Here is a 24,666-nt window from a genome sequence, read left to right on the forward strand (position 1 = left end):
GCAAACAGGTGATTCGCTTCAATCTCGCTTGAGTTCGTTCATCACCGCGAGCGTCATCGCCTTGATTCCGAAGGTGATTGAGGGCGCTGGTTCGGGACGATAAAACGGCGAGTGCAGACTGGGCAGGATTTCGCCGCTCGCATTCGCCTGCTTAATTTTTTCGGGTGAGACGGTGCCGATCCATGCGAGGAAGACGGGGATGTTTTCAGGTGTCATCGTGTAACGGGAAAAATCCTCGCCTGCCATCGTGGGCTTGCGTTCGAGGATATTGGCCTTGCCAAAGGCATCCGCCCAGACCTGCGTCACGCGCGTGGTGAGCGCTGGATCATTGTGCAAAGAGGGAGTTCCGGCACCGGACAGCGTGATTTCTGGGAGCAGATTCTCTGGCAATCCGGCGGCGATGCCAAGACCCCGGCAGATACGTTTGATCGCGTCCAATACCTGTTTGCGTGTCTCGGGGCTGGTGGTGCGTACGGTCAGGCCGAGTTCGACCTTGTCGGGGATAATATTGCTCTTGGTGCCGCCGATGAACTTGCCCACCGTCACCACGACCGGCTCCACCGGATGCAATTCACGGCTGTCGATCGTTTGCAACGCCAGCACGATCTGCGAGGCGAGCACGATGGGGTCTTTGGTCATGTTCGGCATCGCGCCGTGACCGCCGATGCCTTTCACCACGATGTCCACGGTGTCGGTGTTCGAAGTGGCCGGGCCGCTGCTGAACCCGGCGGTGCCGGTGGCAAGACCTGAATCGCAATGCAGCGCCAGGCAGACATCGGGTTTAGGAAAGCGTTGGAACAGGCCGTCTTCGATCATCGCCAGCGCACCCGCTCCGCGCTCCTCCGCCGGTTGTGCGATGAAGACGAGCGTGCCTTGCCATTGATTTTTTGAGGCCACGAGCGCCCGCGCCGCACCGACCCAGCATGTCATGTGGATGTCATGTCCGCAGGCGTGCATGACGGAGACATCGTTGCCCGCGTCATCCTTGGTTTTCGTCTTGCTGGCATAAGGCACGGAGCCGATTTCGCGCACTGGCAGTCCGTCTAGATCCGTGCGCACAAGCACTGTTCGCCCGGGCCCGTTTTTCAACACCGCCACCACGCCAAACCCGCCCACCTTTTCAGTGACCTCAAAGCCCGCCTTGCGCATTTCCTCTGCCATGCGCGCGCTTGTTTTCTCCTCATGAAACGAAAGCTCGGGATGTGCATGCAGATGCTCATAGAGCTGGATCAAAGAGGGGCGTTGTTCCTCAATGAAGGTGTCGAGGGTGTCCGCCGCTTGCAGGCTGACGGTGAGGAGAAAGACAAAGACGAATGGATTCATGCGGAATGGTGGTATGAAAAAAATCAGGGCTACAGTTCCTTGATGAAGATGCGGCGGAATTCCACGGCGTCTTTGTGGTTCTGCAGGGTGATAGGCCCTTCGGCGGGTAGGTCCTTCACACGCGCACCTTGGATCACATGCTTGCCGTTGAGCGATACATCCACGCGGTTTCCGCGCAGTGTGATGATGAAACTGTTCCACTCGCCCGGCCCTTTGTCGGCGTGGGTGCTGGGCATTGTCTTCATCCGTTCTTCTTTCGTCGCCGTCGTATCCTTGAACTTCGTGCCCACCTCGCCACTGCCGCAGGGCTGGCACCAGATGTTGATCTGCGCCGCACTCACGCCGCGCAGAAACACACCGCTGTCGCCCCAGGTCAGGTTGTCCTTCATGATCACTTTGCCTGCGGCATCGGTATGAAACTGGCCGTCATCCGTGAGCCACTGGTGCGGCTTCACATAGGGTTTGCCGGTGAGCCGCCAGTCGATCATCAGCGTGAAGTCTTTGAACTTCCGTGTGGTGGAGAGGTTGTAAATTTTACCGCGTACGCGTGGCGGTTCGTCGGTGCGCAAACGGATGCTGCCATCTGCGATCTCCCACACACCATTCAGATGTTTGTCATGCTGCCAGTTCGCCCATGTCTGACCATCAAACAGCGCGGTGAAGCCTTCTGGGGCCGGCTCATGCTGCGCCGCATGACTGCTGCAGCACTGCACCACCCCGATCAAGGCACCGAAGGCCGAAGTCTTGATGAAATCACGTCGGGAGGCTTGCGAATAAATCAGTGTGTTCATGGGGCATTCCAAAAAGGTTCAGCACTTAAATCGCACGCAGTTCTTCACTCCTTGAAAAAAGGTGCGTAGCGTTCACTCCGGCTTCACGGAAAAATCGCTGTCATCCAGCGAGCGCAGAACGAGTTCACGAGGTACACAAAAGTCATCCATCTCAAGGCAGCTCACGATGCCGTGGGCGATGTGTTCGGGCTTGAGAAACAGTTGCTTGGGAGCCTGCCGCTGCGAGGCATCATCCCAAAACGCCGTATCGACTCCGCCGGGCAGAATTGCGGTGACGCGGATGCGATGCGCGGCTGCTTCTTCAGCCAGCCCCTGCGTGAATCCCCGCACGCCCCACTTCGCCGCACAGTACACGGTCTCGCTCGGGATGCCGCGCAGGCTGGCCGTGGAGATGACGTTGATGATGTGACCGTGCTTGTGCGGCATCATTGCCTTCAAGGCTGCCTGCGAACCGAGGATGGTGCCCTTGAGGTTCACCGCCAGCATCAGGTCGATCTCGGCTTCAGTGTAATCAGGGATCCAGCGGTGGCGTGCTAGGCCGGCGTTGTTTACCCACACAGCGATGGAGCCGAGTTGCTCGGTGATCTGATCCACGGCTGATTGCACATCGGCAGCGCGGGTCACATCACAGCGAATCGACATCGCGTGCGGATTGTCTAGAGCAATATTTTCGAGATCGAGCAGCGCGACACGCGCACCACGTGCGAGCAGGGCTTGAGCGGTGGCGAGGCCGATGCCTTTGGCACCACCGGTGATGGCGCAGACTTGGTTCGTGAGGTTCATATCGAACGAGAATGCGTGGCAATGGGTCTTTGCCAAGCGATGAATCCGGCGCAACGAAGGGCCGCGTGACGCATTCCCGTCTTGGCAAACTGCTGGCACCAGTCGCGGTCATAGGGCTTGGTGTCGTAGTAGTAAACGGTGGACATGATGAGATCATGACGAGGTGTTCAGACAATGCTGGTCTGGGATGGCTGGACCAGGCCTGCGATGTGTTTTTGAAGACAACCGTGATTCACAGGGGAAACAGCCATGGCACCACGAGTACGCTTAGCAGCAGGACGAGGAGCGTGAAGGGTACGCCGATTTTGACAAAATCGAGGAATCGGTAGTTGCCCGGGCCCACCACTAAGGTGTTTACCGGAGAAGAGACCGGTGTCATGAACGCCGCAGAGCAGGCGATGGCTACGATCATGGCAAATGGCAGGGTTAAAGCCTTCAAATGGGCCGCCACGCTCAGGGCGACGGGTGCCATTAGCACGGCGGTGGCGGTGTTGGAGATGAAGAGGCCGGTCAATGCTGTGAGCACGAACAGGCTGCCCAGCAGCAGACGCGGCCCGGCATCGTGCATGATCTGCAGCAGTCCCTCTGCGGCTAGATCGATGCCGCCGGTGCTTTGCAGCGCGTGTGCAAAGGGGATCATCCCTGCGATCAGGATCAGACTTTGCCAGTGGATAGCCTTGTACGCACCCGTCATGTCCACACAGCGAAAGAGTCCCATTAGCAGGCATGCGATAAGCGCTGCGACGGCGTTAGGCACCCAGCCGCCCACCATCAGTACGATCATCAGCGCGAGGATGCACAGTGCATGCGGCAGCCGCTCCATCGCGGGTGCCACCTCCTCCGCCTCGGGTGGCAGGCTCAGTACCACAAAGTCACGACCCCGGCTCTGGAGGCTGCGGATGGATTTCCACGGGCCGGCCACCAGCAGGACGTCCCCCATGCGCCACTTTTCTTCGAGAAATTTGCCTTCAAAAGCCCCGCCCTTACGCCGAAGGCCCATCACATTCAGATGATGCCGGGTGCGGAATGCCTGTTCGATCACGCTCCTGCCGATGAACGAGGATTCAGGCGGGTCAGCACCTCTGCCATGCCCACATCCTGCGAGTGATCGTTGAAGTAGGCATCCTTTAGAGACAGCGGTGTCAGCCCCATCCTCTGCGCAAACGCGGCGATGTTCGTGTCCTGGAAAAAGTGAACCAGCAGTACATCACCTGCATGCAACTCGAGGCGTGCGCTGGGATGCAGCATCTCCTGATGAAATCTTCCAGCCCGCTCCACGGCCAGCACATTGGCCCCGTGCTCGCGCCGCAGCCGCAGGTCTTCCAGGTTCTTGTTTCGCAAGGGAGACTCTGGATCGACCCGCAGGCGGAAGCCATGGCGCTGCAAATGATACTCGGTGACATAGTGCGCCAGTCCGCGCCGCTCCGATGCGGTGGCGACTTCCGCCTGCCTACCTGCGGCGAGCCAGCGACGTGTCACCAGCATGTAGGCGATGCCGCAGCCGAGGATCAGCAGCCCCATCGGCGCGAAACTGAAAAAGGAAAATCCTCCCAGCCCCATGTCGCGCAGGGCGCTGTCCACCACCATGTTTGGCGGCGTGGCCACCAAGGTCATCATGCCGCTGATCAGGCCCGCGAAGCTTAGCGGCATCATGAAGCGCCCCGGGTCGATCCGCAGCCGCCGCGTGATGCTCATCACCACCGGGATGAACACACCCACGACCCCCGTGGAGCTCATCACTGAACCCAGTCCCGCCACTACCAGCATGAGCAGCACCAGCAGTCGCGTCTCATCCTGCCCGGATTGGCGGATCAGCCAGTTCCCGACCTGATGAGTGACTCCGGTGCGCACCAGCGCTTCGCCGATCACAAACAGGGCCGCAATGAGGATCACGTTTGGATCGCTGAATCCCGCGAGTGCCTGCGGCAGGGTGAGTACACCGGTCATGGGCAGCAGCACGATCACCAGCAGTGCCACCACGTCCATGCGCGGTTTGTTGATGACAAACAGCACCATGCATGTGCCCAGCAGGGCCAGAACTTTGAGCAGATCCAGATTCATATACAAATGCACCGATCACTCCACCGCTCACAAAAAACCGGCTCAATGATCATTCCACCGGCACGACCTTGTCGTGATGACGGCCAAAGCGGATCCACTTTTCGAGTTCTACAAGGAAGAAGGACAGGAGTGCAACGCAGACGATGCGCAGCCAAGCATCTGCATCGAGCGGTGCGGTGTGGAAGAGATGGTTCATGAAGGGCGCGTAGGTGAAGAGAAGCTGTGCTCCGATCATGGCGGCGGCACCGATCAGGGCGAGGGGATTGCTAAAGAAGCCAACGCGGAGCAGCGAGTGGTTCAGCGAGCGGCAACTCATGAGGTAGAGGGTCTCCACCATGACGATGACGTTAATGACCGCTGTGCGGGCAGTCGCGATGCTCTCTCCAGCGCCGGTTTCGTAAAAGTAGAGCCAGTACCCGCCGATGATCATGATGAGTGAAATGAGGCCTGTGCGCATGAAGAGAGGCAGCGTGAGCAGCGGTAGCTTGGGGTCTCGCGGCGGGCGACCCATGAGATCGTGCTCCCTCGGCTCAAAGACGAGCATGAGGCCGAGGAAGATGGAAGTGGCCATGTTCACCCACAGGAGTTGCACAGGGACTACCGGCAGCACCACGCCGAGCAGCATGGCGACGAGGATGATGGAGCCTTCACCGACATTGGTGGGAAGCGTCCAGACGATGAACTTGCGCAGATTGTCGAAGACGCCGCGCCCTTCCTCGACGGCGGCTTGGATGGTGGCAAAGTTGTCGTCGATGAGGACCATGTCTGCGGCACCTTTGGCCACATCGGTGCCGGCGATGCCCATGGCGATGCCGATGTCGCTTTGCTTGAGCGCTGGCGCGTCGTTCACGCCGTCGCCGGTCATGGCGACGATGTGGCCGTGGGTCTGAAGAGCACGTACGAGGCGCAGTTTTTGCTCGGGGGCGACTCGGGCAAAGACCTCGACGCGGTGTGCTACTCCGGGCAGTTCGGCATCGCTGATTTTTTCGAGGTCGCGCCCGGTCATGACCTGCACGCCGTCGCTGTCAGCGATACCGAGTTTTTCGGCGATAGCACGGGCCGTGATTGCGTGATCGCCGGTGATCATTTTCACGCGAATGCCAGCACTCCGGCAACTGGCGATAGCCTGGATGACCTCAGTGCGCGGTGGGTCGATCATGCCCTGCAAGCCGAGAAAGGTGAGCCCCCTGCGGACATGGTCATGAGTGAGGTCATCACACTCATGGGTGGCGTGGAGGCGTGCGAAACCGAGCACGCGCATGCCCTGCGCTGCGAGTTTTTCCACAGCAATGCGAACGTCGTCCTTGTCGAGCGGGGTGAGTGTCCCATCGGCGGCGAGCATGTCCACGCAGCGTTCGAGCAGGCGCTCCACGGCACCGACCTTGTAAATGGTACGCTGCCCGTTCATCGAGTGCAGCGTGGCGCGGAACATGTGCTCGGATTCAAAGGGGATCATACCGAGGCGCGGTGACTGGTCGGTCATCTCCGCGTGAATGAGGCCTGCCTTGGCTCCGACGACGAGCATGGCTGCCTCGGTGGGATCTCCCTGCACGGCTAGGCGGCCCTCGTCGTCCGTTACGATCTGTGAATCATTGCACAGCACACCCGCGCGGAGGCACTCCAGCAGCGCGGGATGCTGCGCGGGGACAATTCCCCGCCCATCAAGCTGTAGTTCGCCGCGCGTCTCGTAACCGCCGCCTGTGATTTCGTAATCGCGGCCTCCCGCGAGCACTCGCTGCACGGTCATCTGGTTTTCGGTGAGGGTGCCCGTTTTGTCTGAGCAGATGACGGTGGTGCTGCCGAGTGTCTCCACTGCGGGTAGCTTGCGGATGATGGCATGACGTTTTGCCATGCGATTGACACCAATGGCGAGTACGATGGTGACGGCGGCGGGCAGCCCCTCGGGGATCGCGCCTACGGCGAGCGCCACGGCTGCCATGAACATTTCCACAGGTGGTTCTCCACGCGACACACCGGCGATGAAGGCCACTACCGAGAGGCCCAAGATGGCCCAGAGGAGGATTTGGCTGAATGCGGCGATCTTTTTTGTGAGTGGCGTGGAGAGCTCCACCGCCTCTGCGATGAGCCAGGCGATACGACCCGTCTCCGTACGATCACCGGTGGCCCACACAAGGCCCTCTGCGGTGCCGTAGGTGATGCAGGTTCCCGCGAATGCCTGGTTCTTGCGATCTGCGAGCACCACGTCATGCGCTAGAGGATCGGCGTGTTTTTGCACGGGCACGGACTCGCCGGTGAGCGGGGATTCATCCACCTGGAGGCTGTTCACCTGGAAAAGACGCAGGTCCGCAGGCACGCGGTCACCACTTTGCAAGGCCACGACATCCCCTGGCACGAGCTGCGCGGAAGGAATGCGCTGTCGGCGACCCTCACGCCGAACGGTGGTTTCGGTGACCACCATCTTGCTCAGCGCCTCGACGGCCTTCTCCGCCTTTGACTCCTGAATGAAACCGATAACGGCATTAGCCAGCACGACGCCGAAAATCACCCCGCAGTCCACCCACTCATGCAAAAAGGCTGTAATCACCACTGCGGCGAGGAGCAGATACACGAGCGGCTGATGAAACTGGAGCATAAGGCGCTTCCACGCCGGTATGCCGCCGCGTGCGCTGACGACATTCAGACCATATTCCTTCTGGCGTCGTGCCACCTCCGCTGCGTCGAGTCCGCGCTGACAATCGGACTTCAGCAACTGCACGACTTCGGACATTTCGAGCTGGTGCCAGCGGGAGGCGGATTGAGGAGGTGTCATGGTTTTCATCAAGCGCACGTCGGCATTTATCAATCACATACGGCCCCATGAAATACCACGCAACCCGTAATGCCCCTCGCCCTTAGTGCCACGAACCAGTTTTCCCAAAATGCGGGCACTCATGGGCAGGATACGCTCCTGCTGTGCCTCAGTTTTATGTCATCAAAGTGGACGCCGTCACAACCACCACCACGCCAGTCCGAAGGAGAACAGCAGCGTGAAGATGTCCGTCATCGCCAGCGTGATTGGACCTGCGGCGATTTTCGGATCAAGGCGCAGAGCGTGAAGTAGTGCAGGAACACTCAGGCCGGTGACGCAGGCCGTGACCAGCGTCAGTGCGATGCTGGAGCCAATGCTGATGGCGACGAGTGCCTCGCCACGCCAGATCCACACGATCAGCATCACGATCAAGCCTCAACCCGCTCCAAGCAGCAGGGCTGTGAGCGGTGGCAAGGCCGATGCCTTTGGCACCACCGGTGATGGAGCAGACTTGGTTCGTGAGGTTCGTGAGGTTCATGGTTCGGTGTTCTCGTGTTTTCGTTTTTCAAGCGGCTGCGTCATTGCCTGGAGGGCGGTTTCTTTGCCGTATGCGGTGAGCACATCGCCTGCCTGGATCAAATCGTCGCGGCAGGGGATGCCCGGAATCGTTTCGCTGTCGCGCTTGATCGCGAGGATGACGACGCCTCGATCCCATGGCCGTGATTCGCGCAGCGAGCGGCCGGCGAGAAAAGTGTCTGGCAGCACCTCGATCTCGGAGACGACATAGCCGTGCTGGATGCGCAGCAGCAGTTCGTAATCAAGCGCACGCACCATGCCGGTGCGCTCCAGAGTATGCCGAATAACGTGGTCGAGCACTTTTTGAAACCAAGCAAGGCGGGAGATAAACAGCATCACGATCAGTCCGCCAATGAGCCCGCCAAGCATCAGCACGGTGTTGCCGCCGGAGCCGCTTTGCAGCAGGGTGACGATAAGCGTGGCCAGCGCGGAGGTAAGACCGACATTCCCAGCCAGAATGAGGTCACGGATGATGCGGCGTCGCACGGGATGGTTCACCACCAGTTCTGCCTCTTTGGTGGTAAAACCCACGCCAAAAAACGCAGAATAGGCCTGAAAGCTGGCCGTGTCCCAACTGATGCCCGTCATCATCAGCGCCGTCGATCCCACGCGCACCGCCAGCAGCGAGACGAGGGCTATCACGAGCAATGCAATGACAGGAGCTACCATGATTCAATGTTCAATGTTCAATGTTCACAAGTGCTTCTCGCTGATGGATTTGTCATGGTCGTAAATCTGCTCCTTCGTCTGCTTACCTTTCATGTTCCAGTAGCGGTTCAGACCGTGGCGCTGGCCGTGGTCAAAGTTGGTTTCAGCGGACTGCTGGCCGTTCTCCCACCACTCCTTCATCACCCCCTGCATCTTGCCGTTTTGATACGGATACTCGCCCGCCACCTTGCCGTTCGAGTGCTTGTTACGGATGAGGCCCGTGTACGGCTTGCCCTGGTAGTTCGCCTCTTTGAAGTCATTCAGCATCTCGACGTCCTTATCCGCGAAATCGACTTCGGCAGGCTGCTTTTCTCCACAGGAGGTTATACAGAGGGCGCAGAGCAGGAAGGTGAGGAACTGTTTCATCCACACACGTTGGAGATGGAGCGCAGGTTTTCAACCCACAGCACGCCTCACTTCACCGCCAGCGCCTTCTTCCACTCCGCCGGTGCTCCAGGCAGCGTTTCGGCAAGGATGCGGCGGATGTGCCCGCGCTCAGTTTCACTAAGGTAGCCGTATTCGCCGGTGGTGTCCTTGCCTTCAAGAACCGTCCAGAGTCGCGTGAAAACGGTTTGCTTCAGTGGGGCGGCAAGGTGCTGGAAGGTGAGGGAATAGACCATGTAGCTGCAGCGGTACTTGAAGATGCGGCGTAGAAGCTGGAAGTCCTTCAGGCTGCGTCCATCGCTGCTTTGCGGGGCGCGTTTGGTGAAGGCATTCTGGAAGGCGGGATCTCCCTCAATGCCGCCGTCAGGCAGTTCGGCTTCGTCTTTGAAGAGCAGGGCTTCGACGACGTCCTCCGCGCAGTGGTCGATGATGCGGCGCGCGGTGCCAACGGGTTCGCTCTGGACGGTTTCGCCAAGTTCACGCTGGAGGCTTGTCTGCATGTGCATGGCTCGCAGGGAGGACTGATTCGCCTTGGTGAGGACATTCTGCAACGAGGTCTGATGCTCCAGCACCATGAGGGCGACGATGTCGCTCTGCTGGCGCGGGAAGGGGGAGACATCGAAAAATTTGGCGAGATTGGTGACGTTTGCACCGGCGTTGAAGTCGATGTCGATGCTCTGATCGTTTTTCTCGGTGGCGGTCACGTTGCCACGGTGCAGGACATTGCCGTGTTTGCCGGTGACGTACCACCCGCCCCAGCGGTCGCTGAACGGCGTCGTGGTATCGACGACCGTGCTGCCCTGGCTCGTGATGGGGTGGCCCTCGGGGCCGGGATAGACCGAGCGCACGATGACGCCGGGCACTTCGGGGGTGAACGGGCCGCCATGGCAGCTCAGGCAACTGTTGTCGCGCTGGAAGTGCAGGGGCTTGGCGGGTTCCTCATAGGGGTCGAGCAGGTAAAAGATGGGCCCGAGTTTCGGATCGATGGTGGCAACCTCGATCGAGCCGCCGAGGCAGTAGCCGACGTAAGCGTTGTCACCGAAATAGACCACACGTGGAGTCTGCGGGTTGATGAGGTCATTCTGCTTGCTGGTCTTGGAGAAGACCATGACTTGCGACTCCTGCGGGATGTCGAGCTGCTTCATCACATCCCTCAACACGGTCCAGGCATCCGTGCGGTCGATTTTCACCTTCCCGGCGGCCAGGAGGCGTTCGAGACGCTGGGTGGCATCGTTGGGTTCGGTGTCAGAGTAGTGGATGGGAGCGTTTTCGTAGGCGTCCTCGGCATAAAGTGGGAGGAGGAAGCATGCCGAAATCAAACTGAGGAATGCCGAATGAATGACCAAGCACAGAAGGGAGATCGCAGAGTGCGGCGTTGATGAGTTCAAATGTGGAGAGTCCATGACTGGAAAATTCGTCATTCGGGTTTCGTCATGGCTGCTTCAGCAGCCGCTGCTTCATCGCTGTCCCTTCGTTACCGGCCACAAGGTCGCGCAGCGTCTGGCGGTCGAGGGTTTCGTAAAAAGCGTTCACAGCCTGCGCGAGCGCACCTTTGAGGCGGCAGGAACCATTGATGGGGCAGGTGTTGTGCTGTGCGTCGAAGCACTCGACTATGAAGGGCGTGTCCTCCGTGCGCCTCACCACCATGCCGATGCGGATGTCCTCCGGCTTCATCCCCAGCACGATGCCGCCACCCCGGCCACGGCGGGTTTCGAGGTACCCGAGCTTGGCCAGGTAGTTCACCACCTTCACCAGATGGTGCCTCGAGATGTCGTAGGCGGCAGCGACTTCGCTGAGCGAAAACATTTCCGCTTTCAGCGCAGCAAACATGAGCACGCGCAGGGAGTAATCGGTGAAGAGGCTGAGTCGCATGCCTCATTTTACGGGAATAGGGGGTTAAACTTGCATTTTCCGTGCATGTTTAAACAGGTTGCGCCAAGAGCGGCACAATGGCGGACAAAATCGGCGCAGAGCAGGCATAAAAAAGCCCGGAGACGCGTCTCCAGGCTTCGATATTGTCAGAGCAGCAAGAATTAATGCTTGGTCTTGCAGGCAGCGGCGCCGGGTTTGGCGCAGCAGGCACCGGCGGCGGGTTTATCGCAGCAGGCACCGGCGGCGGGTTTGGCGCAGCAGGCAGAATCCTTTTTCTTGCCGAAGATGCACTGGCCGTTGGAGGCGCAGTTGCTCAGCAGGAGGCTGGTGGAGACGAGGGCAAGAGTGAGAATCAATTTCATGATGAGGTTGTATTGGTGTCTGGAGGTCGGCAGAGGTCGGATGCCCCATGCACAACAGTCAGAGTAGGATTAAAGCGTTTTATTTCAGAGAATCTCAAGAAAAAATGCGGCTGCGTGAGGTTTGCGGGCTTTGAAACTGGCATAAAAAAGCCCAGAGGGATGGCCTCCGGGCTTCTGGGTGAATTCATTTCACCGGGAAAAATCAGCCTTCCTTGAGGGACTCAACCTTCTTGTGGGAGCTGACGGCGGTCACTTTCTTGCCAACGAGCTTGTCAGCACCGGTGACGGCAGCAGTGAGGGTGAGCTTGACGTCTTTGCCGCCAGCGTCGATCACGATTGACTTGGAGTCAGCGTCAACGGACTTGAGCTTGCCGCTGGTGGTTTCAGTTTTGCCGCAACCTGCAAAGGCGGACACGGAGAGGCCGAGGACGGCGAGGGTGGTGAGGATGGATTTCATATTGAGTTTGATGTGGTTAGCTTTCCGTTTGGAAGTGACCGAGCGGACTTGCGCCTATTCAAAACGAGCCCAGCCCCCCCTGACAATCAAAAAATGTGGGGTTTTTGAAAAAAGCTCGTCACAGGCACATGGCCTGTGCCACGCTGGTTGGATGAAGTTCAACTCCTCAAGCCTCTCCCTGTTCGCGCTTCTTGCGCTCGTTTTGCCCAGCATGGCGCATCCTTTGCCGGATGTGGCAGTGCGGGCCAATTTCGAGCAAAACGGCGACTGGATGCTTCAGGTGGAGATCGACCCTCGCAGCTTTGAGCCGGATCCCAATGTGGCACCCTACCTCACCAATGCCGATTTCGGGGTCACGCCAGCGGAACAGCAGGAAAAACTCAAGACCATGGCCCGTGAGTATGTGCAGCGGGTGGTCGCGGTCGTCCTCGATCCCGTGGCGGAGGTGAAGCCTGAACTTACCTGGGAGTTTACGGCCGCGGAAAATGCCCCGCTGAAACTGCCGGAGGACCCGGTCATGCTCACTGGCACTTGGCGCACGAAACTCCCTGCCGGCAGCACGGGTTACTCGATCAAGGCGCTGCCGACTGGAACCCTGAGCGTGCTGTATCACAATACCGCCCTCGGCAAAAAAGTTGAGCGCTATCAGATCCTCTTTCCCGGTGAAACGAGCTACGTGCTGGATTTGAAAACTTTCACTCCCCGCTCCAAGGCGCCGCCGCCCATCACGGCGGAATCCCTGCAGGCCGCTGATGCGGCTATTGGCGGCCCTGATGACATGTGCGCATTGTGCGGAACCTCTTCAGGCGGGGGGTACATGCTGCCAACAATAATTGCCGTGGCGGGCATTGTGGTGCTCGTCACATGGTTGCGCAGGAAGCGGGCGGCCTGAGCAGTCGTGGCAACTTCCGTTTGCGCCGCCAGCGTGTCCGCGTAAATGCCGCGCGTGAAACAGGCATTTGTATTGGGCGCAGGCATTGGCGAGAGACTTAAACCGTTGACGGAGCAGCTTCCGAAGCCGCTGGTGCCGGTGTTTCACCGGCCGTTGATCACGTACGCTTTTGATCATTTGATGGCGGCGGGGGTATCGCGGCTGGTGGTGAACACGCACCACATCCCGGAGGCGTATGCCAAGGCCTTTCCGGATCAATGCTACCACGGCACGCCGATCCAGTTCCGCAATGAAAGCCCGGTGCGGCTCGAAACCGCTGGCGGCATCGCCAATGTGCACGATCTGCTCGGAAACGAACCTTTCATCGTCTATAACGGCGACATTCTCACCGACCTGCCTTTGCAGCCGTTGCTTACCGAGCATCGTGAAAACGGCAATCTCATCACCCTGGTCCTGCGCAGTCATGGTCCGTCCCTGCACATCGCTTTTGATCCCCAGCGCGGTCTCGTCACCGATATCCGCAACAAACTCGGCACCGGGGACGAAGGGAAATACCTCTTCACCGGCATCTACGCCTGCGATCCGGCGATTCACGACTGGATAACCCCCGGCAAGGTCGAGTCCGTCATCCCCATCTTTCTTAACATGATCCGCGCCGGGGCAAAGCTTGGCGCGGTCGTGATTGACGAGGGCAGTTGGTGGGATCTCGGCAGCCGCACGGCCTATTTATCAGCGCATTCAGCTCTGAACGGCATGTATGCTCCAGCGATTGATCCAGCGGCGCAAATCGAAGGAGGGGCCGTCTTGCGCGGCATCAATGTCGTCGGTGCCGGGGCATTGATTGAAGCTGGAGCGCAACTGGAGGACAGCATCGTCTGGCCGGGTGGAAAGGTGGCCAGGGGTTCGATTTTGAAGCGCTGCATCGTCCGCAGCGGCATGACGGCTTCGGGGACTGCCGAGGACGTCGATTTTTAGCAATCCGGGCTTTGCATTGGACATTCGTCATTCGTCATTGACCCCTTTCCCTACCATGCTCCCCGAACACGAGGCTTTGCTCATTTTCACCCGCAAACAGTTTCCAGAACTGAGCGGCACGCCGTGCGATGTGGAAGTGATCTTGAAGGGGGCCTCAGACCGCCATTTTTACCGCCTCAACTGGCAGGTGGATCGTAAGCCGATGATCCTCATGGTTTACACGCTGGCGCGGCGTGACAATCCGAAATTCGTGCCTGCCACCCTCCGCCTGAAGAAAATCGGGGCGAATGTGCCGGAGGTGTATGCCTTCGACGAACAGAGCCTGTGCGTCTGGCTGGAGGATCTAGGTCGCATTGACCTGCAGTCCTTCAATGGCCATTCCTGGGAGCGGCGTTTGCCGCTGTATCAGGCGACCCTGCGTGAGGCGGCCAAGTTTCATGGCGTCGGCGAAAATGCCCTGACGCCGTTGGATATCGACGAACTCGAACCCGGCTTTGACGAGGCGCTCTACGAATGGGAGCAGGGCTACTTCCTGGAACATTATGTGCGTGGTCACCTAGGGCGTGAGTTTTCCAATGCCGAGTTCAATGCCGCGCATGAAACGCTCAGGCAACTCCGCCGCCGCCTAGTCCGACTTCAGCGCTGTCTGGTGCATCGTGACTTCCAAAGTCAGAACGTGCTCATTCGCGGTGAGGAAGCGTGGCTGGTCGATTATCAGGGCCTGCGCCTCGGCCTCGCCGAATACGACCTCGCCTCGCTGCTTTATGACCCCTACGTGAACCTCACGAGGACGGAGCGCTCATGTTTGCTGCGCTACTATGCGGATCATCGCGGCTTGGATTTTAATGACGTGAGGGAAGTGTTTTATCTCTGCGCGGCCCAGCGGCTCATGCAGGCGCTCGGCGCGTATGCCAATCTTAGCCGCAATCTCGGCAAACCGCACTACGAGCAGCACATCCCGGCTGCGGTGTCGAATCTGGCCGAAGTCTGCGCTGAAGGGCAGGGGCTGGACGAACTGCGCATGTTCTTCGCCGGCGGGCTGTGATTCACGGCTCAAGTAGTAGACGATGTGCGCGGGATTGGCGGTTTTGAACCGGTCAAAGCGCATGCCAAATTTGGCTGAATAGCCGGTTTGGATGACGTGGGCAGCCCTCAGAAGTGCAATTAACGGGGCATGAAGGAAAGCCAAATGCGAAATCGCATTGCTCTCGCCTGCTGGATAGGCTCTAAATGGCGCACCCCCAACCCTCCACATGTCCGAAACCGCCGCAGCCACGCCTACCACCGCGCCCAGCAAGCGTAGAGTTTTCGCGTCCCGTTTGTTCAGCACCCTGCTGCTATGGTCACTGCTTGCGGTGGCTTTTCTGGAATGGCAGAACAACTGGCTGATCATCTCCATCACCGGTTTCTTTGGCGTTGCGGGTGCCGTTGAGTATTTCCGGCTGCTGCGCAATGACCCGCAGGCACGCTCCTTTAGCACGCTCGGCTTTGTCATTTGCATCACTTACTGGGTCGCGGTGCTCTGGTACACCACCACCCACCATAAGGCACCGCCGATGGAGTTCGATCTCGCCGCGCTCACCGCCAGCGTTCACGGCTCCTTCATCCTCTGCTACCGTCATCAACTCGAAGGCGCGTCCACCCTGCAGCGCATTTTCAACACCGTCTTTGGCACCGTTTACACCGTCATTTTCTTCGGGTTCATGATACGGCTGATGTATTTCCATGCCGATGGCAAGGGCATCACCGACATCTTTCTCGTGCTCTTCCTGATCATGGTCACGAAGTTCAGCGACATGGGGGCCTACATCGTCGGAGTGATTTTTGGGAAGCACAAAATGATCCCGCACATCAGCCCCGCTAAATCGTGGGAGGGCTTTGTGGGTGCCTTCATCGGTTCGTTCGGTGCCGCCGCCGTTCTGCTGGCCACCATCCCTGAAAAACTCGCCCCCCTCACCTGGATGCACGGCATGATCCTAGCCCCGGTGCTCTGCGCGACCGCTGTCACGGGGGATTTGGCTGAATCTGTGCTCAAACGCTGCTTCGCCATCAAGGACAGCGGAGCCACGCTCCCCGGCATCGGCGGCATCCTCGACCTCACCGACAGCCTGCTCTTCACTGCGCCGGTGTTTTATTTTTACTTGTCCGCCATCGCTCGATAAGCCAAAGCAAGCATTCGTGATGCGCAAAGTTCTCCTCCTCGGCTCCACCGGTTCCATCGGCACCAGTGCCCTCAAAGTTGCCCGCGACATTCCCGAGCGCATGCAGATCGTCGGCTTGGCCGCGAACTGCAGTGTCGAAGCCCTCGTGGAGCAAGTCCGCGTAACCGGCGTGAAGCAGGTGGCCCTGACCGATGCCGCTGCTGCGGCAAAAGCACGCGCGCTCCTGCCTGCGGATGTCGTGTTGCATACAGGAACCCAGGGCCTCGTCGATCTCGTGAACGAATCTGACGCCGACATGGTGCTCGTTGCCATCGTCGGCACCGCCGGCCTCGCGCCAGCACTCGCAGCCATCGAGCGCGGCATGCATCTCGCCGTCGCCAGCAAGGAAATTCTCGTCATGGCCGGCGAAGCCGTCACCGAAGCCGCCAAGCGCAAAGGCGTCAACATCCTGCCCGTGGACAGCGAGCACAACGCCATCTTCCAGTGCCTCGAAGGCCACCGGCACAGCGCCGTTCAGCGCATCCTGCTCACTGCCAGCGGCGGCCCCTTCCGCACGCTGCCCGCCGATCAACTGCCTGCCGTCACCGTCGCTCAGGCCCTCAAGCATCCTACCTGGACCATGGGCCGCAAGATTACCATCGACAGCGCAACTCTATTCAACAAGGGCCTCGAAATGATCGAGGCCAAGTGGCTCTTCGATGTGCCGATGGAGAAAATCGAGGTCGTCGTGCATCCGCAAAGCATCGTCCACAGCATGGTCGAGTTCGCCGACCACAGCATCATCGCCCAGCTGAGCCACAGCGATATGTGCTTCCCGATCCAATACGCCGTCACTTGGCCCGACCGCGTCCCGAACAATCTCAAACCGCTCGACTTCGCTAAAGTCGGCTCGCTTCAATTCGAAGCCCCCCGTGTGGACGATTTCCCCGCCATCAATCTCGCCCGTCACGCTGGAACTGTGGGCGGCACATTGCCCGCCGTTCTGAACGCCGCCAATGAGGTTGCCGTCGATGCCTTCCTCAATGGCAAGATCTCATTCCCCGGCATCTGGCAGACCGTGGAGCGTGTGATGACGGCGCATCAGGTGGTCCAGCATCCTGATCTCGGTACACTCATCGAAGCTGATGCTTGGGCACGACGCAAAGCTGCCTAGTTGATCTGAATCGAGTCTTTTTGGAGTGTCCAAAAACTCTCCAAAAATATCCTCGCCCCTGCGGGCGGCGTGCTACTCTCAGGGCGAACCCACTGTTCGCTATGAAAACTACTTTCAGCTTCGCGCTGCTGCCAGCCATGACGCTGGCGTTTGTTGCCGCCTCTGTCATCTCCAACGGAGCCCCGCCCAAAGGCCGAGCTGATGTGAAAACGCCGCCTCCTCAGGAACTGCACGCGGACATAACCATCAATCCTGAGGAGCTGGCTCCGGAATCCACCATCGAAGTCGTGTTTCCGACGCCGATGGTCGCTAAAGAACAGATTGGCAAGAGCGCGGACACTTCGCCACTGGTCGTCATACCGGAACTGACCGGCACCTTTGAATGGACGAGTACACGCAGCGGCCACTTTCACCTCACGCAGGCACCGAAGTTCGCCGCCAGCTACGAGTTCACACTGCGCACTGGTTTGACCGACCTCGCAGGTAAACCGCTCTCCACCGAAAAGCTCGACTCCGTGGAAAGCGCCCGCTTTCGCATCATCGATCAGCACCCGCGTTGGTTCGACGACGATGCCCAGAATCGTGCTCCGCGTTTTCTCTTCGAGTTCAATGACAGCGTGACGCCAACGGAGGTCGTCAAGCACATCAAGTTCGTCTCTGAATCATCACCACAGCCAGTCGCTGCCAAGATCCGCCACGCTACGGGCAAGGACTTCACCCGCATGAGCGCCGAACCTCAGGCAACTTGGGCGGAAGAAATCTCCAAGGTGAAACCCTCCGTGGGGGATGATGCGGCACGTCTCAGCGCCATCATCGTCGAGCCTGAAACACAGCTCTCCATTGGCAAATGGCGTCTCGCCATTGCTGAAACACTCAGCAACACTTCCGGCATCAATCAAATCGTCACGGGTGACGACATCCAACTCGGCGAGATCAAGCCGTTCGAAGTACGTGAGGTCGAGGCGCATACGCCGTTCGACAGCGACTACTACATCGATGTCGATTTCAACAAGCGTCTCCTGCCGCCGACCACTGATGAAATGACGAAGGAGATGACGGAGGCTTTCGCTCAAAAGCTCGCTCCTTTCGTCACCATACGCCGCAGTTCACTCGGTCAGAAACTGGCCTCCGTAGTGAACAAGGATGAAGGCCCGATGACAGGTCTCAAAGTGGAAATTCTTGGCCGCACGCTACGCTTCAACGGGCCTTTTGAAGTGAACAAGAAGTACACGGTCACGGTCGATATGGCGATGACCTCGGGGGACAATCTGCCGTTGCAGGCGAATTACAAAAACGAGGTCACGTTCACTCCAAATCCGCCCTATCTGGCCGCGCCGAGTTTCATCAACGCTCAACTGGCCAAAGGCGCTGCGAACTATGAATTCAGCGCCGCAAACGTGAGCCAGGTCCGCGTGCGTGCGAAGCGCCTCAACGGCCCCGAATTGCTCAAGGCCCTTGATGATTACCGTGCCTACCGCTCGGCCTACTACGGCAATGATAAACAAAAGGCGGCCTACAAGATGCAGTCCATCGATGCCTACCCTGGCACCCAGGTGTTTGACCGCAGCTTTCCGGTGACGAAGCCGCTCGACCACAGCGAAATCCTGAAGCTGAACTGGCGTGAAGTGCTTGGTGATTTTCCCGCTGCACCGCTGTTCATCGAACTCGAAGGAACTGCCGCCGCTGGACTCACGCAGAAAGGTGTCGTCACCCAGACGCTTGTGCAGTTCACCGACTTGGGCATCATGCAGAAAAGCAATGGCCGCGAGTCGATGGTCTTTGTGACTTCGCTGGAGACAGGCAAGGCTGTGCCTGGCGTGCGCCTCACCTTTGTTGATACGGATTTAAAACTCATCGGCTATGGCGACACCGACGCCAGCGGCATCGCCACCGCACCGGGAGCCACTCCTGCTTTTGTGCTCGCTGAAAAGAATGGCGACTGTGCTGTCATTGAATGCAACGACAGCAGCATCAGCATCCCCTATGATATTTCGCAGGCTTATGAAAACGTCTGGAAGCCGCAGCGTCGCACGTTTGTTTTCTCAGACCGCCCACTCTACAAGCCCGGTGACACAGCGCATTTCAAGGCGCACACCCGCCTGCTTGTCGGTGATGATTTGAGCATGGATCAAGCGCCCGCGCAGGGCCGTATGGTGATTCGCGATCCGCGTTACCGCATCGTTATCGACAAACCGGTCACGTTCACCGCGAATGGTGCCTGGGCGGATGATGTGGTGCTGCCGACCGGCCCTGCGGGCTGGTATGATCTTTCGATCAATCTCAAGGCGGCCAATCCGAACAGTCAGAGTGATGATGGTGGCAGCATGACCTTCCGCATCGACGACTACAAGCCGAACACTTTTGAGGTGAAGCTCGACACGAAGGTGATTAAGTTCCAGCCCGACCGCATCCACCTGCCGCTCAGTGCGAACTACTACATGGGCAAGGCTCTCTCCGTTGCCAAGGTGCAGTGGAGTGCGAACTCGCAGCGCGACTACGAAGCGCCCGAGGCTTATAAACGCTATCATTTTGGTGAAGCGGATGCATGGGCCCACTACGCCCAGGATCGCGATGCCGATGGCGACTACGCCGGCCATGGCAATGATGAGGTGGAAAACGAGTGGTTCGTGAATGGTAATCTCTTCCTGGCAGAAGACGGCACGGCCACGCTCGAAATGCCGCAGCCACCGCCAGACCGTGCCGCGCTGCCGCAGCGCGTGCGGGTGAATGCCGAAGTCACGGACATCAACGAACAGACCATCACTTCCTCGGCTGAGTTTGAAGTGCCCGGCGCTGATTTCCTGCTGGGACTCAAAGGCCCCGATTATTTCGGCACTGCCGGCAAAGCGCTGCAGCTTGAAGTCGTCGCGATTGATTCCAAAGGCGCTCCCGCCGCAGGCATGGTGCATGTCGATCTCAAAGTTGAGCGCCAGGAATACCACACCCTTAAAATAGCCACGGCTGGCGGTGGATCGACGACCAAGGATCAGGTCATCCTGCGTGAGGAATTGAAGCAGAGTTTCGATTTGAAAGCCGCCACCGCAGGCTCGGCTCCTTCAGTCACCGTTCCTTTCACTCCAGCCAGTGGCGGTGTGTATTTCGTCACTGCAGAGTCCGTGGATGCCAAGGGCACCAAAGTGCTCTCGCGCATGCCGTTCTATGCCGTCGGTGGCAACGAATTCCCATGGGCGATGGAGGACGGCAATCGCATGAATCTCCAGCCGGAGAAGACCAAGCTCAAGCCCGGCGAAGATGCCGTCATCGTGGTCAAAACACCCATCGCTGGCACCGCGCTCGTCACGGTGGAGCGTAACAAACTCCACCGCCAGTTCGTCACCGAACTCACCCTCGAAAATCCCATCATCCGCGTGCCGCTCGGTGAAGACGAATTTCCCAATGTCTTCGTCTCCGTCATCGTCATCCGTGGTTCCGCCGCCAGCACCAAACAGCACAAGATGCCGGAGTATCGCATCGGTTATTGCGCTCTGACGGTTGAATCAGATGCGAAGGAGCTGAAACTCGCGGTGAAGCCGGATCACGATGAAGTGCGTCCTGCGGAAGAGGTGAAAATCACCACGACAATCACCGATGCCAAAGGCACCGCAGTCTCGGGTGCAGATGTGACGCTCTACGCCGTCGATGAAGGGGTGCTCAGTCTCATGAAGCATGAGACGCCTGACCCCTCCGCGTATTTCCACGCCGAACTTCCGCTCGCCATCGACAGCTTCACCTCCTTCGACAGACTGCTGTCTGAAGAGGCTGCCGCACGCAACCGCGGCAACAAAGGCTTTGTCGTTGGTGATGCGCAGAAGGGGGGCGACGGCGGCACGGCACCTGTCAATATCCGCAAAAACTTCATCGCTACACCCCTGTGGCTCGCCTCCGGCACCACGGATGCCCAGGGCCGTCTGACCGCCAGTGTCACCGCGCCTGACAATCTCACGCGCTATAGCATCATGGCCGTCGCCGCGCATGGTGTGGATCGTTTTGGTAGCGGTGAATCCGCCTTCAAGATCAACAAGCCGCTCATGATCGAGCCCGCCGTGCCGCGCTTCGCCCGCCTTGGCGATGAGTTTCTCGTGAAGGCCGTCGTTCACAACACCACGCCCAATGCCGGTGCGGTGGAGGTCACGCTCGAACTCGATGCCACGGCGGACTTCATCCAGGAAAAGCGCGATTTCGTTCCCGCCTCTCTCAAAGCCGACATGGGTGGTAGCGCCAAGCAACAGAAGGTTGTTCTGCAAATCAAAGCTGGTGAAACCGCAGCCACCGCCTTCCCGGTGCAGTTCGTGCAACTCGGCACTGCTAAATGGAAATGGACCGCGCGCGGCGTGGACTGGCCGGTGGCAGCCAGTGATGGCACGGAATCGACCTTTGAAGTGAATCATCCCGTGCCCGAGTTGCGGTATGTGAGGTACACACGTCTCAAAGCGGATGAACCCAACGAGAACCTCATCAAGGATGTGAACCCCGCACTGCTCGAAGGCGAAGGCTCGCTTTCACTGGGCATTAGCAACAGCCGCCTCTTTGAGGCCCGCGATGCGCTGGATTACCTGCTGCACTATCCCTATGGCTGCGCTGAGCAGACGACGTCTGCCACGATGCCCTGGCTCGCCCTCGGCAAATACGAGCCGCTATTCCCCGATCAGCTCGGTGGTGGCAAAGCCAAGCAAGTGGTGCAGTCCGGCGTGGACAAACTCCTGCAAATGACCACGGATGAAGGCGGCCTCGCCTATTGGCCCGGCGGCACCGAGTCAAGCGTCTGGGCCAGCGCCTATGGCGGCATGATGCTGCTGCGCGCGCGCGATCAGGGGGCTTCCGTTCCTGCGGACGCCATCAACAAGCTCGTGGAGTTCCTCTCGAAAAAACTGCGCGGTCTGGAAGAGGAAAAAGATCTCTACAACATCACCGACTCCGCTCTGGCGCTCTACACACTCGCGAAGGCAGGCAAGCCCGAGCCTGCTTATCAGAATCTGCTATTCGGCCGACGCGAACACCTGCCTGAAATCGCCCGACTCTACCTCGCACTCTCCATGTGTCTGAGCAACGCCCCTGAGCAGCAGATCAAGGACACCCTCGGCTGGAAACCCATCGAGCATGCAGCCCCTGCGAAGAGCGACAGCAAAACCAAGGGAGCCAAGTCCAAAACCGCATCCAAATCCAAAACGGAAACGAAAGCCAAGGCGACACCCGCTCCGCGTCCTGTCGTCTGGAGCCACTGGGCTGGTAATGGCGCGAACAAGGCTCTGCGTTTGATCTGCTACACGCATCTCGGTCTGACTGAGGACGCGGAAAATCTCGCCGTGTCGATCCTGCAATCCCGCAACGGTCGTGGTGAATGGGGCAATACTTTCACCAATGCCTGGACTCTGACCGCCCTCGCCGCCTACGAGCGCAGTTTGAAGAAAGTCGGCGAACCGCTCGTTGCGACGGGGCATTGGGACACGCAGGATGTGCCGCTCAATCTGGCTGCGGGGTTCTCCAGCGCCCATGTGAACTTTGCGCTCAATGATGCACTCAGTGCGAAGCCGCTCAGCGTCGAACTCCCCGCAGGCCGCGAGATCTACGGTCGCATCGAGGCAAGCAGCTTCCCACCTCAGCGTGCTTTCGCCGGCGAAAACAAAGGCTACGCCATCGAGCGCAGCTACGAAGAGCTGAACATGGACGGCTCCACCTCCGGCACCGATGACCTCCGCGTCGGCGACATGGTCGTCGTCACACTCAAGATTGAAATCGGCGGCGGTGATCGCTACCTCGCCATCGACGACGCCCTCCCTGCCGTCTTTGAAGCCATCAATCCCGAATTCGGCACCCAGAGCGAACGCGAAGGTGACCAACTCCCAGACGGCACCCAGCCCTGGTTCTGCGACCATCGCGAAATCCGCACCGACCGCGCCCTGTTCTTCACCGACTTCGCACCCGCCAAAGGCAAGTTCAGCCTCCAATACCTCGCCCGAGTCATCGCTGAAGGCGACACCACCGCCCCGCCTGCCCGCATCGAAGCCATGTACCAACCCGACAAATACGGCCTCAGCCCGACTCAGCGCGTACGCACCCTGCCTTCCGCTGGTGCAAAGGTGGCGGAAGTGAAGTGAGACAGATGCATTTGTCCTTCGTAATCGTTTCCAATGTCAGTATCTGCCGCTGAATCAATCTCCCAAATCCGCGCTTCCTTTCCCGCACAGGGCTTCTTTGCAGAAAAGGAATGGGTCTTGTCGCCAGAGGCATTCGCATTGGATGGAGCAACGGTCACATTGATCCGCAATCTTGGGCCCGCACTCCGCGCCTTTCAGCGCGCATGCAACCGCCTGTACTTTGATGAATCCCACCCCTGGGTGGCGAAGCTGCTGGATCAGGGCAAGCCACAGCGCGTGCTCGATCTGGGGCGGAATCCGCGCTGGCATGAAGACCTGCCACGCGTGCTGCGGCCGGACTTGGTGCTGACGGAAACCGGGGTGACCATCTCGGAGCTGGATTCACTGCCCGGTGGTATTGGTTTAACAGCGTGGCTGAATGAGACGTACGCTGCGCTGAATCAAGACGTGATCGGTGGAGCTTCTGGAATGATCGAGGCGTTTGCCGCAGCGTTTCCGAGTGAAGACATCCTGATCTCGCGTGAATCCGCTGACTACCTGCCAGAGATGAGCTGGCTGGCGGATCGACTGGGCCGTCGTGTGTTGAGGCCATGGGAGGTGCAGCCGTACGAACTCAACGGGGCGGCGATTTACCGCTTCTTCGAACTGTTTGATCTCGCGAACGTTGAGAATGCCGATGTGATGCTGCACATGGCGGAGCGCGGTGAACTGAGCTTTACTCCGCCGATCAAAGCCTTCCTCGAAGAGAAGCTCTGGCTCGCGCTGTTTTGGTCTCCCGCTTTGGCAGATTTTTGGCAGTCGGCGCTGAGTGCTGAACACCTGGTGCTTTTGCAGCAATGCATCCCGATGGGCTGGGTGGTCGATCCGGTGCCGCTGCCACCGTTCGCGGTATGGCCGAAGCTCGACATTCAGAGCTGGCATGAGATGAAAGCCTTCGGTGGCAAGCCGCGGCAGCTTGTGTTGAAGATCAGCGGCTTTTCCGAGCGTGGCTGGGGATCGCGTGGGGTGTTCATCGGCCACGATTTATCGCAGGAGCAGTGGGGCACGGCGATTGATGAGGCACTGGCAAGTTTTCCCACGAATCCCTTCGTGCTCCAGGAGTTTCATCGCGCCAGAGTGGTCACGCATCCGGCTTGGGACGAAGACAAGCAGGCCACGCGCGCCATGCAGAGCCGGGTGCGCTTGTGCCCTTACTATTTCGCTACCTCGGAGGAGGACGCTGATCCGGCGCTGGGCGGGGTGCTGGCCACGGTCTGCCCAGCGGACAAAAAAATCCTCCATGGCATGCGGGATGCGATGATGCTGCCTTGCGTTGCGCGGTGA

Annotated in this window: 19 protein-coding genes and 1 pseudogene; 7 read left to right on the plus strand and 13 right to left on the minus strand. The window is 59.1% G+C overall.

Annotated elements, in window-relative coordinates:
- Positions 1-18 precede the first annotated feature (18 nt).
- The 13 genes and pseudogenes from PSV43_RS03050 to PSV43_RS03115 all read right to left on the minus strand — a co-directional run bounded on the left by PSV43_RS03050 (position 19) and on the right by PSV43_RS03115 (position 12,066).
- The gene (locus PSV43_RS03050; RefSeq protein WP_300193653.1) at positions 19-1,323 is read right to left on the minus strand and encodes an amidohydrolase; all 1,305 of its coding nucleotides are present in this window, start codon (positions 1,321-1,323) and stop codon (positions 19-21) included.
- A gap of 29 nt (positions 1,324-1,352) precedes the next feature.
- On the minus strand, positions 1,353-2,114 hold the full coding sequence (locus tag PSV43_RS03055; protein ID WP_300193655.1) for a DUF1080 domain-containing protein: 762 nt from the start codon (positions 2,112-2,114) through the stop codon (positions 1,353-1,355).
- A 72-nt stretch (positions 2,115-2,186) separates the two neighbouring features.
- Positions 2,187-2,897: an SDR family oxidoreductase gene (locus PSV43_RS03060; RefSeq protein ID WP_300193657.1), complete on the minus strand. Its 711-nt coding sequence runs from the start codon at positions 2,895-2,897 to the stop codon at positions 2,187-2,189.
- Positions 2,894-3,043, minus strand: a complete 150-nt coding sequence (locus tag PSV43_RS03065) for a hypothetical protein (protein ID WP_300193659.1) — start codon at positions 3,041-3,043, stop codon at positions 2,894-2,896. The genes PSV43_RS03060 and PSV43_RS03065 overlap by 4 nt, the downstream gene beginning before the upstream one ends.
- 86 nt (positions 3,044-3,129) lie before the next feature.
- Positions 3,130-4,958: pseudogene (locus PSV43_RS26115) on the minus strand (SLC13 family permease).
- A 49-nt stretch (positions 4,959-5,007) separates the two neighbouring features.
- Positions 5,008-7,728 carry a cation-transporting P-type ATPase gene (locus tag PSV43_RS03080; protein ID WP_300193665.1) on the minus strand — a complete coding sequence of 907 codons (2,721 nt, stop codon included), beginning with the start codon at positions 7,726-7,728 and terminating at the stop codon, positions 5,008-5,010.
- A gap of 177 nt (positions 7,729-7,905) precedes the next feature.
- Positions 7,906-8,130, minus strand: coding sequence for a magnesium transporter (locus PSV43_RS03085; RefSeq protein ID WP_300193731.1), 225 nt, complete (start codon positions 8,128-8,130; stop codon positions 7,906-7,908).
- Between the two features lie 111 nt (positions 8,131-8,241).
- Positions 8,242-8,952, minus strand: a complete 711-nt coding sequence (locus tag PSV43_RS03090; RefSeq protein ID WP_300193668.1) for a TrkA C-terminal domain-containing protein — start codon at positions 8,950-8,952, stop codon at positions 8,242-8,244.
- Positions 8,953-8,976: 24 nt separating this feature from the next.
- The gene (locus PSV43_RS03095) at positions 8,977-9,357 is read right to left on the minus strand and encodes a hypothetical protein (RefSeq protein ID WP_300193670.1); all 381 of its coding nucleotides are present in this window, start codon (positions 9,355-9,357) and stop codon (positions 8,977-8,979) included.
- Between the two features lie 47 nt (positions 9,358-9,404).
- On the minus strand, positions 9,405-10,778 hold the full coding sequence (locus tag PSV43_RS03100) for a hypothetical protein (protein ID WP_300193673.1): 1,374 nt from the start codon (positions 10,776-10,778) through the stop codon (positions 9,405-9,407).
- A 28-nt stretch (positions 10,779-10,806) separates the two neighbouring features.
- Positions 10,807-11,247, minus strand: a complete 441-nt coding sequence (locus PSV43_RS03105; RefSeq protein ID WP_300193675.1) for an Rrf2 family transcriptional regulator — start codon at positions 11,245-11,247, stop codon at positions 10,807-10,809.
- Positions 11,248-11,408: 161 nt separating this feature from the next.
- Positions 11,409-11,609, minus strand: coding sequence for a hypothetical protein (locus PSV43_RS03110; RefSeq protein ID WP_300193678.1), 201 nt, complete (start codon positions 11,607-11,609; stop codon positions 11,409-11,411).
- A 202-nt stretch (positions 11,610-11,811) separates the two neighbouring features.
- The gene (locus PSV43_RS03115) at positions 11,812-12,066 is read right to left on the minus strand and encodes a hypothetical protein (RefSeq protein ID WP_300193680.1); all 255 of its coding nucleotides are present in this window, start codon (positions 12,064-12,066) and stop codon (positions 11,812-11,814) included.
- A gap of 211 nt (positions 12,067-12,277) precedes the next feature.
- On the opposite strand from PSV43_RS03115, the gene PSV43_RS03120 reads away from it, so the two are divergent.
- The 7 genes from PSV43_RS03120 to PSV43_RS03150 all read left to right on the plus strand — a co-directional run bounded on the left by PSV43_RS03120 (position 12,278) and on the right by PSV43_RS03150 (position 24,666).
- Positions 12,278-12,958 (plus strand): hypothetical protein, encoded by a 681-nt coding sequence (locus PSV43_RS03120; RefSeq protein ID WP_300193682.1) that lies wholly within the window; start codon positions 12,278-12,280, stop codon positions 12,956-12,958.
- A 54-nt stretch (positions 12,959-13,012) separates the two neighbouring features.
- A complete protein-coding gene (locus PSV43_RS03125) occupies positions 13,013-13,933 on the plus strand; it encodes a sugar phosphate nucleotidyltransferase (RefSeq protein WP_300193683.1) in 921 nt (306 codons plus the stop codon).
- Positions 13,934-13,988: 55 nt separating this feature from the next.
- Positions 13,989-14,978, plus strand: a complete 990-nt coding sequence (locus tag PSV43_RS03130) for a phosphotransferase (RefSeq protein ID WP_300193685.1) — start codon at positions 13,989-13,991, stop codon at positions 14,976-14,978.
- 208 nt (positions 14,979-15,186) lie between these two features.
- Positions 15,187-16,095 (plus strand): phosphatidate cytidylyltransferase, encoded by a 909-nt coding sequence (locus PSV43_RS03135; RefSeq protein ID WP_300193687.1) that lies wholly within the window; start codon positions 15,187-15,189, stop codon positions 16,093-16,095.
- A gap of 19 nt (positions 16,096-16,114) precedes the next feature.
- A complete protein-coding gene (locus PSV43_RS03140; protein WP_300193689.1) occupies positions 16,115-17,248 on the plus strand; it encodes a 1-deoxy-D-xylulose-5-phosphate reductoisomerase in 1,134 nt (377 codons plus the stop codon).
- A gap of 101 nt (positions 17,249-17,349) precedes the next feature.
- Entirely contained in the window at positions 17,350-23,343 is a 5,994-nt protein-coding gene (locus PSV43_RS03145) for an alpha-2-macroglobulin family protein (protein WP_300193691.1), read from the plus strand.
- Between the two features lie 159 nt (positions 23,344-23,502).
- Positions 23,503-24,666 (plus strand): hypothetical protein, encoded by a 1,164-nt coding sequence (locus tag PSV43_RS03150; RefSeq protein ID WP_300193693.1) that lies wholly within the window; start codon positions 23,503-23,505, stop codon positions 24,664-24,666.

The organism is Prosthecobacter sp. (genome assembly GCF_029946185.1).
Lineage (GTDB): Bacteria > Verrucomicrobiota > Verrucomicrobiia > Verrucomicrobiales > Verrucomicrobiaceae > Prosthecobacter.

Excerpts from the sequence above, each read along its gene's own strand:
- PSV43_RS03095 (WP_300193670.1), bottom strand. The coding sequence starts at position 9,357 with ATGAAACAGTTCCTCACCTTCCTGCTCTGCGCCCTCTGTATAACCTCC.
- PSV43_RS03140 (WP_300193689.1), top strand. The coding sequence starts at position 16,115 with ATGCGCAAAGTTCTCCTCCTCGGCTCCACCGGTTCCATCGGCACCAGT.
- PSV43_RS03115 (WP_300193680.1), bottom strand. The coding sequence starts at position 12,066 with ATGAAATCCATCCTCACCACCCTCGCCGTCCTCGGCCTCTCCGTGTCC.
- PSV43_RS03055 (WP_300193655.1), bottom strand. The coding sequence starts at position 2,114 with ATGAACACACTGATTTATTCGCAAGCCTCCCGACGTGATTTCATCAAG.
- PSV43_RS03110 (WP_300193678.1), bottom strand. The coding sequence starts at position 11,609 with ATGAAATTGATTCTCACTCTTGCCCTCGTCTCCACCAGCCTCCTGCTG.
- PSV43_RS03130 (WP_300193685.1), top strand. The coding sequence starts at position 13,989 with ATGCTCCCCGAACACGAGGCTTTGCTCATTTTCACCCGCAAACAGTTT.
- PSV43_RS03105 (WP_300193675.1), bottom strand. The coding sequence starts at position 11,247 with ATGCGACTCAGCCTCTTCACCGATTACTCCCTGCGCGTGCTCATGTTT.
- PSV43_RS03060 (WP_300193657.1), bottom strand. The coding sequence starts at position 2,897 with ATGAACCTCACGAACCAAGTCTGCGCCATCACCGGTGGTGCCAAAGGC.
- PSV43_RS03080 (WP_300193665.1), bottom strand. The coding sequence starts at position 7,728 with ATGACACCTCCTCAATCCGCCTCCCGCTGGCACCAGCTCGAAATGTCC.
- PSV43_RS03145 (WP_300193691.1), top strand. The coding sequence starts at position 17,350 with ATGAAAACTACTTTCAGCTTCGCGCTGCTGCCAGCCATGACGCTGGCG.
- PSV43_RS03065 (WP_300193659.1), bottom strand. The coding sequence starts at position 3,043 with ATGTCCACCGTTTACTACTACGACACCAAGCCCTATGACCGCGACTGG.
- PSV43_RS03050 (WP_300193653.1), bottom strand. The coding sequence starts at position 1,323 with ATGAATCCATTCGTCTTTGTCTTTCTCCTCACCGTCAGCCTGCAAGCG.
- PSV43_RS03135 (WP_300193687.1), top strand. The coding sequence starts at position 15,187 with ATGTCCGAAACCGCCGCAGCCACGCCTACCACCGCGCCCAGCAAGCGT.
- PSV43_RS03085 (WP_300193731.1), bottom strand. The coding sequence starts at position 8,130 with ATGCTGATCGTGTGGATCTGGCGTGGCGAGGCACTCGTCGCCATCAGC.
- PSV43_RS03100 (WP_300193673.1), bottom strand. The coding sequence starts at position 10,778 with ATGGACTCTCCACATTTGAACTCATCAACGCCGCACTCTGCGATCTCC.
- PSV43_RS03120 (WP_300193682.1), top strand. The coding sequence starts at position 12,278 with ATGGCGCATCCTTTGCCGGATGTGGCAGTGCGGGCCAATTTCGAGCAA.
- PSV43_RS03090 (WP_300193668.1), bottom strand. The coding sequence starts at position 8,952 with ATGGTAGCTCCTGTCATTGCATTGCTCGTGATAGCCCTCGTCTCGCTG.